The sequence below is a fragment of the Shewanella scandinavica genome, assembly GCF_031932065.1.
Lineage (GTDB): Bacteria > Pseudomonadota > Gammaproteobacteria > Enterobacterales > Shewanellaceae > Shewanella > Shewanella baltica.
Genome location: NZ_JAUOES010000025.1, coordinates 56,336 through 69,582 on the forward strand (window position 1 = coordinate 56,336; position 13,247 = coordinate 69,582).

11 protein-coding genes are annotated in these 13,247 nt (G+C 49.1%); 8 read left to right on the forward strand and 3 right to left on the reverse strand.

The genetic code is table 11. The features are described 5' to 3' along the window. Nucleotides 1-16: 16 nt before the first annotated feature. Together Q4Q50_RS18200 and metJ are read right to left on the reverse strand one after the other, a co-directional pair. A complete protein-coding gene (locus Q4Q50_RS18200) occupies nt 17-760 on the reverse strand; it encodes a sulfite exporter TauE/SafE family protein (RefSeq protein WP_311900523.1) in 744 nt (247 codons plus the stop codon). An 81-nt stretch (nt 761-841) separates the two neighbouring features. Then, nucleotides 842-1,156: a met regulon transcriptional regulator MetJ gene (metJ, locus tag Q4Q50_RS18205; RefSeq protein ID WP_006083215.1), complete on the reverse strand. Its 315-nt coding sequence runs from the start codon at nt 1,154-1,156 to the stop codon at nt 842-844. 212 nt (nt 1,157-1,368) lie between these two features. Between metJ and metB the strand changes: the two genes are divergently transcribed. The 3 genes from metB (at nt 1,369) to metF (ending at nt 6,042) form a co-directional block, all read left to right on the forward strand. Further along, nucleotides 1,369-2,532: a cystathionine gamma-synthase gene (gene metB / locus Q4Q50_RS18210; protein ID WP_131524362.1), complete on the forward strand. Its 1,164-nt coding sequence runs from the start codon at nt 1,369-1,371 to the stop codon at nt 2,530-2,532. Nucleotides 2,533-2,543: 11 nt separating this feature from the next. Then, nucleotides 2,544-4,937 (forward strand): bifunctional aspartate kinase/homoserine dehydrogenase II, encoded by a 2,394-nt coding sequence (locus tag Q4Q50_RS18215; protein ID WP_311900525.1) that lies wholly within the window; start codon nt 2,544-2,546, stop codon nt 4,935-4,937. 217 nt (nt 4,938-5,154) lie between these two features. Further along, nucleotides 5,155-6,042: a methylenetetrahydrofolate reductase gene (gene metF / locus Q4Q50_RS18220; protein WP_261273594.1), complete on the forward strand. Its 888-nt coding sequence runs from the start codon at nt 5,155-5,157 to the stop codon at nt 6,040-6,042. 61 nt (nt 6,043-6,103) lie between these two features. On the opposite strand, the gene Q4Q50_RS18225 is transcribed toward metF, so the two are convergent. After that, nucleotides 6,104-8,005, reverse strand: coding sequence for a methyl-accepting chemotaxis protein (locus tag Q4Q50_RS18225; protein ID WP_311900532.1), 1,902 nt, complete (start codon nt 8,003-8,005; stop codon nt 6,104-6,106). A gap of 223 nt (nt 8,006-8,228) precedes the next feature. Between Q4Q50_RS18225 and slyA the strand changes: the two genes are divergently transcribed. The 5 genes from slyA to Q4Q50_RS18250 all read left to right on the forward strand — a co-directional run bounded on the left by slyA (nt 8,229) and on the right by Q4Q50_RS18250 (nt 12,890). Then, on the forward strand, nt 8,229-8,702 hold the full coding sequence (gene slyA, locus Q4Q50_RS18230; protein ID WP_311900526.1) for a transcriptional regulator SlyA: 474 nt from the start codon (nt 8,229-8,231) through the stop codon (nt 8,700-8,702). Between the two features lie 8 nt (nt 8,703-8,710). Then, entirely contained in the window at nt 8,711-9,769 is a 1,059-nt protein-coding gene (locus Q4Q50_RS18235) for an HlyD family secretion protein (RefSeq protein WP_311900527.1), read from the forward strand. A gap of 160 nt (nt 9,770-9,929) precedes the next feature. Then, the gene (locus Q4Q50_RS18240) at nt 9,930-10,958 is read left to right on the forward strand and encodes a DUF2955 domain-containing protein (protein WP_107946477.1); all 1,029 of its coding nucleotides are present in this window, start codon (nt 9,930-9,932) and stop codon (nt 10,956-10,958) included. 227 nt (nt 10,959-11,185) lie between these two features. Further along, on the forward strand, nt 11,186-11,812 hold the full coding sequence (locus Q4Q50_RS18245; protein ID WP_006083208.1) for a c-type cytochrome: 627 nt from the start codon (nt 11,186-11,188) through the stop codon (nt 11,810-11,812). 10 nt (nt 11,813-11,822) lie between these two features. Beyond that, nucleotides 11,823-12,890, forward strand: coding sequence for a c-type cytochrome (locus tag Q4Q50_RS18250; RefSeq protein WP_311900528.1), 1,068 nt, complete (start codon nt 11,823-11,825; stop codon nt 12,888-12,890). Nucleotides 12,891-13,247 lie beyond the last annotated feature (357 nt).

Consider the following 13,247-nt stretch of genomic DNA (forward strand, 5'->3'; position numbering starts at 1 on the left):
AGTACAAGCAGGACGCTTATTGGGGTAAGAGTTCGATAACCGACTTCACCGTTAGCACTAAGGCGCTGATACTGCACAGGACTAAGGTCGCCATTTTAGTCTTCTCTTTATCGACACGGCCTACCAATCGCCCGGCGACTAAATACCCTAAAAGCACAGAAGGTAACAGTAGTAACGACAGCCACAGGTGCTTCAATTCTAATAAACCAGTGATCGCCAGAATGACCATAGCTATGGTGGAGCTAAAAATGAAGAAGGCCGACAGGGCGGCGCGAAACTGCGAAGCGTCTTTGCCTGACAATAGAATCGCCATCGGCGGACCACCAATAGCGGCAATATTACCGAAAATCCCCGAGACGACACCCGCGCCGAAGAGGGTTTTCTTATTCACGGGTAGGCTGAATTTATACAGGCTAAGGATAACCGCGACCGCTACAATGGCGGCGATGGATAACCCGAGTATGGGCTGAGGCGCAAACAGCAACAGACTCGCGCCGATAAAACCACCGGGCACGCGACCTAGGAGCGCATATTGCAAGCCATTGAATTCTAAATGACCACGTTCCCGGAATAAGGTCAGTAGCGAGATGGTAAATCCCATGGCAATAACGGGACCCGGTACGAGCTGCGGATCGACGATATACAGCAAAGGACTGGCGACAACCGCTAGGCCAAACCCAATCAGGCTCTGGGTTAAGGCGCCAAGAAATACAATCAGCGAGGCCAAGGCAAGAGTCTGTGGATCTATCATAGAAAACATAGGATTCCATATAAACAAAAAGGGATCGTTAACGATCCCTATTGATGAGCACTGTGATGTAACTTTGCCAGCGACAAGTCGCTATTCCATGTCTTCCCACTCGATCCCCATCTCGTCCATCAGCAACTTGGCTTCGGCGGGAATGCTGTCTGGGCTATCTTTTGACAGATCTTCATCGTTAGGCAATGGCTGGCCAGTGTAGGCGTGCAAAAATGCCTCACACAACAGCTCGCTGTTGGTGGCGTGACGCAAATTATTGACCTGACGACGAGTTCGTTCGTCCGTAAGGACCTTAAGCACTTTGAGCGGAATAGACACAGTAATTTTTTTTACTTGTTCATTCTTCTTGCCATGTTCAGCATAGGGGCTGATGTATTCCCCATTCCATTCAGTCATTGACTCACCTGTTATAACGCTAAATTCGGGGCAGATTTTAAACCCTTACAAAGAACAGTCAAATTATTGCTACTATTTCTTTGTGATTGCAAACAGATTTCTTTATGTTCAGACGTCTAAACGTCTTCACGCCTATTGACGATGACGTTGGGCTTAGGTACATTTAGACGTCCAGACATCTCTATCAGTCTATCGAATTTAGGAGTCCACCCATGGCAGAGCGTCAATTAGCCACACTGGCAGTGCGTCAGGGTATCGAAAGCGATACTCAATATGGCGCAGTTGTGCCACCGATTTATTTGTCGACTAATTACGCCTTCGATGGTCATAAAAATCCCCGCGAATTCGATTACAGTCGTTCAGGCAACCCAACGCGCTGCATTTTAGGTGAAGCATTAGCGCAATTAGAAAAGGGTGCCACTGGCATAGTGACGTGCACTGGCATGGCGGCCATCACCTTAGTGACTACTTTGCTCGGCCCCGATGACCTATTAGTTGTGCCCCATGATTGCTATGGTGGTTCCTACCGTTTATTTACCAACTTGGCGAAGAAAGGCCAGTTTAAGCTCATTGTGGTCGACCAAACCGACAGCCAAGCGTTAGCCGCCGCCATTGCGCAGAATCCTAAGATGGTGTGGCTCGAAACCCCATCGAACCCGTTATTGCGTGTGGTGGATATCGAAGCCATTGCCAAGGCGAGCCATGAGGTCGGCGCACTAGTCGTGGTCGATAACACTTTTTTATCGCCGATATTGCAACAACCCCTATTGTTAGGCGCGGATATCGTTATCCACTCCACCACTAAATATATCAATGGTCACAGCGATGTGGTCGGCGGCGCTGTGGTCGCCAAAGATGCGCAAATCGGCGAAAGCTTACATTGGTGGTCGAACACTCTAGGCTTAACGGGGTCAGCCTTCGACAGTTATCTGACCCTGCGCGGCCTACGTACCTTAGCTGTGCGTATTCGCGAGCATCAAACCAATGCCCAGCGTATTATTGAGGTATTAACGCAAAGCCCTGTGGTGAGCAAAGTCTATTACCCAGGGCTTGCGGATCATCCAGGTCACGCCATTGCGGCCAAGCAACAACAGGGCTTTGGCGCTATGCTGAGCTTTGAGCTCAAAGGCGGCGAGGCCGAAGTGGTGGCCTTTTTAGGTGCACTCAGCTTATTTAGTGTGGCGGAAAGTTTAGGTGGCGTCGAAAGTTTAGTGGCAGTGCCCGCCACTATGACCCACAGAGCCATGGAGCCGCAGGCGCGCTTCGAGGCTGGTATTAAGGACACCCTATTGCGTCTATCGGTGGGTATTGAAGATGCCGCCGATTTAGTTGCAGATATTCAAGCAGGATTAGCCGCCGTTGCGGCTTGTCAGTAGAGGAATAATAGATGGCACGTTGTCACTTACATAAATTTGGTGGCTCCAGTTTAGCGGATGCCGATTGTTATCGCCGAGTCGCCCATATCCTGTTAACCCACGGTCATAGTGATGATCTCGTGGTGGTCTCTGCGGCGGGTAAAAGCACGAATTTCCTGTATAAATTATTAGCGCTGCGTGATGCGGGTCAGCTATGGCAAGAAGAATTACAAGTGCTGATCAGTTACCAACAGGGGTTGATTGAGCAGTTGTTGTCGAACGAACAAGCCCGCGATCTGCGCGAGCGTTTGGCGACAGATCAGGCGCAACTCATCAGTTTATTGTCCCTCGACGAACGTAACGAATACCAAGTTAACCATGTGGTGAGCTTTGGCGAGCGTTGGTCGGCGCGCTTGATGGCGGCGCTGCTGCGCGAATCTGGTGTGGCGGCAAGCCACGTGGATGCCTGTTCAATTTTAGTGGCCGATGAAGCCGCCGTGCCACAAATTCGGGTGCAGGAATCCCGCGCAAAAGTACAAGCGCTGTTGGCCGCCCACCCAAATGAACGACTGGTGATCACTGGCTTTATCTGCGCTAACGAGCGCGGCGATACTTTATTACTTGGTCGTAATGGCTCAGATTTTAGCGCCAGCCTGATTGCTAGTCTCGCCGATATTGAGCGCGTGACCATTTGGACCGATGTAGAAGGGGTGTTCAACGCCGATCCTAATAAAATCAACGATGCTAAATTACTGAAAAGCATGTCACTTGCCGAAGCTGACCGCTTAGCGCGTTTAGGCTCGCCGGTATTGCATTCGCGCACTCTGCAGCCTTTGTTCAATACCGAAGTGAGTTTAGCGGTGCGCTCAAGTTATGCGTCCCACACCGACTTTACCTTGATTGCGCCCCACAGTTCGTCTGCGAGCGCGCCTGTGGTGACGAACCTCAATGCTGTCGTCTTGTTCGGCTTTAAGCTCACGGGCGAATTAACAAGCCTATTAGATTCGTTGATCGCCGCGGGTTTAACGCCATTGGCCCATTGGACGTCTGCCCATCAAAGGGTTGAGCTTGCCTATACCGCTGAAAATCAAAAACAAGTGCAAAGATTGCTCGATGCCGAGGCACAAGCATTAGGGATCAGCGAACAACAGATCAACACAGATCTCGGCCTAGTGGCGTTAGTGAGTGCCGATGCCGAACATTATCGCCGTAGCTTCGCCCGTTTATTAAGTCGTGATGCTAAACCTTTGTTTAGTGGTGACTTAAGCTTAGTGACGCTGGTGCCTCAGTCGCAGGTGAATCTGTTAACCCAAAAGGTCCACCGTCGCTGCGCTGGGCCACGTAAACGCATTGGTGTCTTGCTGCTCGGTGTGGGTAATATCGGTGAGGCTTGGGTCGATTTGTTTAAGTCGGTTTCACCATCATTGGACCATGAACTCGAAGCCAGTGTTGAGTTAGTCGGTTTGGTCAGTTCGAGTAAAGCTTTGATTAAATCCACAGGGATTAATCTTGCCGCGTGGCAGACTGAGTTTAATACCGAGGCAACACCTTGGCAGTACGAGCACTTGTTCGAGCAATTAGAACGGGTTAACTGCGATGAGCTGGTGGCCTTAGATATCAGTGCCAGTGCCAGTTTGACGCTGCAATATCCAGAGCTATTCGAGCGCGGTATCCATGTGGTGAGCGCGAATAAACTTGCGGGCTCGGGTCCACTGCCTTTCTACCGTGAGTTAAAGCAGCAACTGAGTAACCGTCGTTTGTTTTGGCGCTATAACGCCAGCTGTGGCGCAGGTTTACCCATCCAACATGCGCTAAATGATCTGCGTAACAGCGGTGATAGCGTTGAAGCGGTGGGCGGGATTTTCTCCGGCACCCTGTGTTGGTTGTTTGAGAAATATGATACCAGCAAGCCATTTTCAGAATTAGTGATTGAAGCCAGAGGCTTAGGTATTACTGAACCCGATCCCCGCGACGATCTCTCCGGCCGTGATATGCAGCGTAAACTGCTTATCTTAGCCCGTGAGATTGGCCTTGAAATCGAGCTTGAAGATATTGAGCTGCGCTCACTCGTACCAGCCGCTTTGGCGGATATTCCCTTAGATCAATTTCTCACCCGCATTGCCGAGTTAGATGCCGATCTGCTGCAACAGTATGGTGCGGCGGCGGAGCAAAATAAGGTGCTCAGATACGTGGCATCCTTAGATAACAGCGGCCCAGAGCTTAAAGCCGAAGTCGGTTTGCAATGGATTGATGCCCATCATCCCTACGCTAATTTGACCCCCGGCGATAACGTGTTTGTGATCCGCAGTGCCTTCTACCAAGGTAATCCGCTGATCATCCGTGGGCCGGGCGCCGGACGCGAAGTGACAGCGGCGGCGGTGCAGTCGGATCTGACGCAGATCTGTCGCGATCTGCTGCAGGAATAACGCGATATCAAGCTTCTTTAAGGACTCCTTCGAGTCCTTTTTTATTGGCTAGAATAAATCTATCGAATTAACCGAGATTAAATGCGGCTTATGGACATTTTTTGGCTTGACTTACATCTCAGTTTCTCTAGTATATGGACATATAGACGTCCAAACGTCCATTTGAACGAATTCATACTAGCAAAGAGTCGCGCCAAGGGCGGTTGAGGAAATACACATGGCTTTTCATCACGCACAACATTCACAATCGCTGAACCAGAGTTTGTCTGAGCTTAATGGCGATATTAATGTTTCTTTTGAGTTTTTTCCGCCATCGACCCCCGAAATGGAACAAATCCTGTGGAACTCTATCCGTCGTTTAGAGCCGCTGAATCCTAAGTTTGTGTCTGTGACTTACGGTGCTAACTCAGGTGTGCGCGACCGCACCCATGGCGTGATTGAACGTATCCAACAGGAAACCGACCTCATTGCCGCGCCGCACTTAACCTTAGTGGATGCCAGTGATGAAGAGCTGTTAGAACTGGCTAAGCATTACTGGAAGTCGGGCATTCGTGACATAGTGGCGCTACGGGGTGATTTACCTGCAGGCAGCCCAAAGCCAACTCGTTTTGCGGCGGATTTAGTGCGTTTACTGCGCTCTGTGGCTGACTTTGATATTTCCGTTGCGGCCTATCCAGAAGTGCATCCCGATGCGAGCAATGCACAGGCGGATTTGATCAACCTTAAGCGCAAGATTGATGCGGGCGCTAGCCGTGCCATTACCCAGTTTTTCTTCGATGTGGAATCTTACCTGCGCTTTCGTGACCGCTGCGTTGCCGCCGGTATCGACGTTGAAATCGTACCGGGCATCTTGCCTGTGACTAACTTTACTCAGTTAAAACGTTTCGCGGGCATGACCAATGTGTCGTTACCGGGCTGGCTACACAAGCAATTCGATGGTTTAGAAAATGATGCCGGTACACGCCAATTGGTGGGTGCAAACGTGGCAATCGATATGGTAAAAGTACTGTCCCGCGAAGGCGTGAAGGATTTCCATTTTTATACGTTAAATCGCGCCGAATTGACCTATGCGATTTGCCATACGTTAGGCGTGCGTCCTAAGTAAAACTTTATAAAATAAGCTAATAAAAACGCCGCAGAGAATGCGGCGTTTTGTTTTGTTTTGTTTAAATTCTAAATTGAGCTAATAAAGTTGTTAAACGGACTGCGAGTTGGGCAAGCTCATCGCCAGCGCGTGCAGTTTGTACCGCACTATCTGTCGCATTAGTTGCAATGTCATTGATGTTATTAACATTTTTATTGATCTCTGCTGAAACTGCACACTGCTCATTTGCCGCGCTGGCGATTTGGATATTCATCTGGCTAATGGTGGAAACCGCATGGGTAATGGCTTCGAGTGCCTCACCCGCTTGGTGAACTTGGGATACACAGCTTTGGGTGGTGCGGGTGCTGGTTTCCATCGCATTGACTGTAGACTTAGCTTTATGCTGAAGCGCTTCGATCATCTGCTGAATTTCTGTCGTAGATGCTTGAGTGCGGCTCGCCAGAGTGCGTACTTCATCGGCAACGACCGCAAATCCTCGACCTTGTTCTCCCGCCCTTGCGGCTTCAATTGCCGCATTGAGTGCGAGTAAATTAGTTTGGTCGGCAATGTTACGGATAACCACAAGCACAGAATCGATTTCAGCGGTATTACGCTCTAATTCATTGATTGCACTTGCTGCTGTGGCTATTTCCTCGGCTAATATTGCGATAGTGGTTACCACTTTTTGTACAACTAATTTGCCTTGTTCGGTTGAGTCATTGGCATGATTGGCGGCATCGGCCGCATCGGTTGCGTTATGGGCAACTTCTTGTACCGTTGCGGCCATTTCATTCATTGCGGTGGCAACTTGATCTGTTTCGAGGTGTTGACGACTCGCCATCTTCTGGGTTTCCCGCGTAATGCTCGACATTTCTTCAGCAGAGGTTGCGAGCAAGCTTGTTGAGTCGGCGACGTGGGAAACTGTGTTGTGGATTTTTTCTACAAACCGGTTGAATGCCATCGATAATTCAGCAATTTCATCCTTACCTTTTACCGCGATTCTGCGGGTTAAATCGCCTTCACCTTCAGCGATATCATTCATGGCTTGGGTGGTTTCAGCGATAGGGCGAGTAATCCCTTTGGCAATAAACCAAGCAATGGCAGTTCCAATGACCAGAGCCACTAAACCGATAAGGATCAACTTAAGGCGAATATCCGCTATCGCTTGTTCTGAATGGGTTCTATCCATCGCAATATCTAGTACGCCAAACACGTTTCCTGAGTAATCTTTTATGGCGTGGCGATACAGGGCGTAGGTTTTGTTATTTAAAGAAATAGTGCGTATGACTTCATGGCCTTGCATGACGTTACTGAGTTCATCTGTCGCTTGGGTATCTGGTGTAAATGTGGCGCCAAATAACTTGTACCCTGAACCATCTGGCAAGATGAGGGCAATTTCTGCTTGATAGGCTTGTTTAAAATTATCAAAAAAGGGTTGACCGAAGGACATGCCAAACTCAACTGATCCTGTGTGTTGTCCGTTGTAATTCATTGGAACTAAACCACGAATACCTAATCCTTCCACTCCATATTCCAAGCCATAAAGAGGGCGCTTTTGGCTATTTGTTTCAACTATGGTCTTGCGTATGCTGGTGAGATCATCGCCAAATTTTTCGGGACGATGCAAGCGTAGAAAAGAAGTGGCTGGTGGCCTATGAAATTGGAATTGCTGAACCGCAAAATCGCGCTTAAGTTGGGTAAATATAGGTAAGGTACGGGCGGTGAGTTCATCACGCTCGCCTGTTGCAAAGGTGCTTTGAACTTCTGGTGTGAGTGAGATGATGGTTGCCATTGCTTCGGCTAATTTGCCCGATGAGGCTATCTCGGCAACAGCGGTTTCATAGATCTTATGGAGTTCTCTTTGCTCGGATTCTGCAACTTGGCGACTGAATTCAGAGAGAACTAGCGGCATGATAAAGCTCATTACTGTTAACAGTAATAGACAGATCCCAATAACGATCCTCGTACTAATTTTTAGATTTATCAAAACAGCCTCCAATTCATGTGCAAATCAACTCAATTTATCCGTTTGATATTATAGAGATACAACTTGATAAGATTTGAGAGGACGCGAACCTTTTTAAGTTATTTATTCCCTCTTACGCTCGTTTCGTGCCCTTGGACACAGATCTATTTGGGGCCTAAATATTTACTTAGCCTGCTAACTAAGTATAATGCTTAGCACGCTAACTAAGTGGGTGAGCAAGATGCAAAAAGAATTAGAGCGACTAAAAGAGTTATCACTGGCGGAGCATTTAGGCCGTCTGCATCGACTGTGGCGCACCGTGGCCGATGTCGAGCTGGCGCCTTTGGGATTAACTCATCCCCGTTGGACGGCATTGTGGAAGTTACTGCGTTTAGGCGACAGCGTGAGCCAGAAAGTGTTGGCCGATGCCTTAGAAATTGAATTGGCTTCGCTAATGCGCACCTTAGGGCAATTAGAAGAGCAAGGTCTAGTCGAGCGTCATTGTTGTGACAAAGATAAGCGGGCAAGGATTGTGAGCCTGACGCCAGCGGGATTAGATGTTTTAAAGCAAATGGAAGCGCGGATTATTCAAGTGCGCCGTGAGTTATTAGGCGGGATCAGTGCCGAAGAGTTGAGCGAATTTGAACGCATTATTAGCCTGATTAGTGACAACGCCAGCGCCAAGTTGGCCAAGGCAACAGCAACCATTTTGTGAGAAAGAAGATGACACCAGATCAACAGTTTGCCCGTTTAGTAAAATTTGCCATGTTCGGCTTTGTGGCGGTTTTCGGCTATTTTATGCTTGCCGATACTATGATGCCATTGACGCCGCAAGCTATGGCCACACGTGTGGTGGCTAAGGTTACGCCGCAGATCAGCGGTAAAATTCAGACCATAGCCGTGACTAATAACCAAGCGGTTGCCAAGGGCGATTTGCTGTTTCAAGTCGATCCCGCGCCCTATGAGTTAGCAGTATCGCAAGCTAAATTGGCCTTAGAACAAGCTCGCCAAGACAATGCTGAGTTAGATGCCTCGCTGCTGGCCGCTAAGGCCGAGGTTAATGCCAACAAAACCACCTCGCAACAGAAACGTAGCGAAGCTAAACGTCTCGATGCCCTGTATGCCACCCATGGTGTATCGCAGCAGCAAAGGGATCAGGCCGATAGTGATGCCGCCGCCGCGGAAGCCAATTTGCTCGCCGCCAATGCGCGCTTAGAAAAACTTAAGGTGAGCCGTGGCAGTTATGGCGAAGAGAATCTTAAGGTGCGTCAGGCGCAAAACCATCTTGCCCAAGCCGAGCTTAATCTGTCTTACACCCAAATACGTGCCGATCAGGATGGGATAGTGACTAACCTGCAGTTAGAAGTCGGTAGTTTTGCGACCGTGGGGCAACCTCTGTTGGCCGTGGTATCGGATAAAGTGGATATTATTGCCGATTTTCGCGAGAAGAGCCTGCGTGGTGTCAATACTTCTTCGACCGCTTTGATTGCGTTCGATGGCGAACCTGGCCGTTTATATCGGGCGACGGTGAGCAGTGTCGATGCGGGCGTGAGTGCTGGGCAATTCGATGCCAATGGCCGTTTAGCGGCGCCGCAGGAGTCTGACCGTTGGGTACGTGATGCCCAAAGACTCAGATTGCACTTAATTTTGGATGGCAATGGGATGAAAGATCTGCCAGCAGGGGCGCGCGCCACAGTGCAATTGCTGCCAGAGAACGGCCTATTTGGTTTGCTTGCTAAGGTGCAGATTAAAGCAATCAGCCTGCTGCACTATATTTACTAGCCTATCTACTCGCACTAATTGCTGTTGACGGGTGAGTGACTCGCGGTGGTTTGTATTTGCCGTGAGTCGCTTGAGTTAACGCTTCAAAGCTACATAAGTGTGAGCGCAGCATAAGCCAGCTTATTCCCATTTTACGTATCGACTTAACAAGGCGACGAGCATGTTACTACGCCATAGCCCATTGACGGCCAACGACTTACGCCAGTGTTTACGGATTGCGACTGGCGCGACCATAGGTTTTACCCTGTGTAAAATGTTTGGTTGGAGCAATGGAGTCTTCTTCACTGTGACGCCTATGCTGCTACTCGGACTCGTGCCCGTGATGAATGGCCATGCTATGCGCCAGTTATTGGCCTCTTCTGCCATGGCGGGGTTAGAGGTTGGACTGCTCGGTGGTCTGTTTGGCAGTCATCCCGGCCTGATGACACCCATCGTGTTTTTACTATTTTTATATCGCTTTGCTGCCATGTCCCGCGGCAGTTTGTTTCTCTTTGGTGCCAACGGAGTGCTCAGTCTCAGCATCATGCTGCACTTTGCTAGTTATCCCGGCGTTGATTTAAACGACTTAGTTTTCAGTAACTTTTGGGCAACGGCCCTGTCGGTTGTTATCGCCTATGCTATGACGGCACTCTGGCCCGATGTGGAACCTAGGGCGGCTTACAAGCCGGGACCTAAGGCGCCACATCGAATGCGCCACGAAGCCTTGCTCGGCGCGACCATAGCGACGGCATCGTTTCTGGTATTCCAAATATTTGATCTGCGTGATTCGATGTCGGCTCAGGCGACCACCTTGTTGCTCCTGTTTCCTATGCATTGGAATGGCGCACTCGACTATGCCCGTAAGCGCGCTATAGGTACTTTGCTGGGCGTGTCGTTTGGGGTTGTTGTGCAGTTGGTACTCTATGACTGGTCAGGACTATTGATATTAATCGTCCCCTTACTGTGGATTGGACTGATGATCTTTAGCCAAGCCCATGTACGAGAGGCAAGTGGCTCTGGCGTGGGTTTTGGCGCCATGACAACTTTAGGAATTCTGTTTGGTCAGTATCTGACCCCAGGCAATGATTTAATCTTTAGCGCCTTATATCGAGTGAGCAGCATTCTCACCGCCATCGTCGGCACGTTACTCCTGTGTTATTTGATACATAAGTTATTGAATCGTTTTGAATCGACGCGATTTGGTTATTGATTCTGGCTACTCGGGCTTGAAGACTTGCAGCATACCCTTTCAAAGAGTAAGGTAAATTTATCCCATTTGGATTGAACAATAAATGAGCTTTAAGGAACGCTAAGGCTCATTTATTGGCTGTTTTAAAAATGAGCGGCTGATTTAAAAATGGGCTCAGTGTGTGAGCAGCAACATAAATAACAATAACCACCTATGCTTTAGAGCTTAACTCTCTTCAAGGATAGAACATGAAGATTAAAACATTCGTCATAGGCTTAACGCTATGCAGCGGCTATGCGGCCGCCTCCGTTGCGCCTTCTGGCAAACAATTGATGGAAATTATCCCCCAACCGGCACAGTTATGTGTGTCTTGTCATGGGGTAGAAGGTCAGGGCGTTGAACCGCTCGGCCCTCGATTAGCGGGATTATCTAAACAATATATCTCGACCCAATTACAGCATTTCCAAGCGGGTGTGCGCCAAAACGCAACCATGATGCCGATGGCAATGACGTTACAAGGAGATGGGATTGAGCAAGTGGCAAACTACTTTTCTGCAAAGCCTGCCAATGAGGTCAAGCCCGTTATCCGCGGTGAACAGGTGGTTTTCAATGACGATACCGCCCGTTTAGCCTACCAAGGTGATTGGTCACGTGGTTTACCAGCCTGCGTGACCTGCCATGGTCCTTCGGGGTTAGGTGGCGGCTTATTTCCCCGTTTAGCCGGTCAGCAAGCGAGTTATATTAAAACTCAATTACTGGCATGGCAGTCGGGAACGCGCAAAGGTGATGTCGATGGCATGATGGCGAACGTGGCTAACAAGCTTACCGCCGCTGAGGTTGATGCCTTAGCGAACTACTTTGCTAATTTGAAATAAGGAGCCGGCCATGAAATATTCCGCAATGTTATTACTGGCCGCGATGGGGTCGTTAACCGTGCAGGCGCAAGCCGAATCGGATCCGGTGCAAGAGCGCCCAGATAAACAAGCCCCGCTGCCTTCTTTCCCTAAGATACCGGATCAAACCTATCTTACTCCTAGACCTTTGAGTGCCATTCCTGAAGGCGCCTTTGGTGACAAAGTTCGTTTGGGTTATCAGCTATTTGTGAATACCCAACAGCTGCGTGATAAGTATGTGGGCAACGAGCTTAATTGCACCAACTGCCATATGGATGCGGGCCGTAAAGCCAATGCTTCACCTCTATGGGGCGCGTATTTTGCTTATCCGGCCTATCGCAAAAAAGATAATAAGGTCAGTAGCTTTGAAGAGCGCATTCAGGGCTGCTTTAACTATTCGATGAATGGTAAAGCCCCTGCATCGGCGAGCCCTGAGCTAGTAGCGCTATCTGCCTATGCCTATTGGTTAGGCATGGGTGGTTTGATGGACGAAGCTAATATTAGCGGCCCAGTCCCTGAGCTTAGCGATGCCGAGTTAGTTAAAGGGGCTAAGAGGGAAGACTTCCCGCTACCTGAGATATTAGCCAAGGCGATGACAGTTGAGCAGCGTGCCAACTTGCCGGGTCGTGGTTATCCTGAGATCCCAAAACCCGAACAAGCCTATTCACCTGAACGGGGTAAAGAGGTCTATGTCGCCCATTGCCAAACTTGCCACAGTGTTGATGGACAAGGTCAAGCGATTGCAGGCGTGTATGCGCTGCCACCGCTGTGGGGGCCTAAGAGTTACAACTGGGGGGCAGGAATGCACAGGGTCAATACTGCTGCATTCTTCATCCATGAAAACATGCCTTTTGGTAAAAGTATGCAGTTAACTAACCAACAGGCTTGGGACGTTGCAGCTTATATCAACTCCCACGAGCGTCCACAGGACCCACGTAGCAAGGGCGATGTGAAGCAGGCGCAGGAGAAATACCATAATGATAGCGATTACTATGGTGTCGAGGTCGATGGCAAAGTGTTAGGCACAGAGTCCTATCCCATTTTTCCTAAGAAGTCATAGCCCAAAGGGTTAGGCCAGTTTTGAGATGAGTTTGGATTAGTTTGAGTTAGTTATAAATCTAGACCTATTTTCATGAACCAAAAGCCAGTAGAGGTTATCTTTACTGGCTTTTTAATGGGTCAAACATGCGTTGATCAATTTTACTGAGTCATCTGTGATTTCAGTTGTTGGGATCTTCGCGTTTGCAGGTATCAATGTATAGGTGAGTCATGGCATTCGCTCACCGACTCGCAGCCAGTCCATCCTTGGATGCTCGACCGCCCCGTCCATGGGGCGGACGGTCGTCTCGCAAATCACCATGACTCGCCTTTCGAGCATTAGTGTCATCTGTTGATCTAAAGTACACAGAGAATTTAG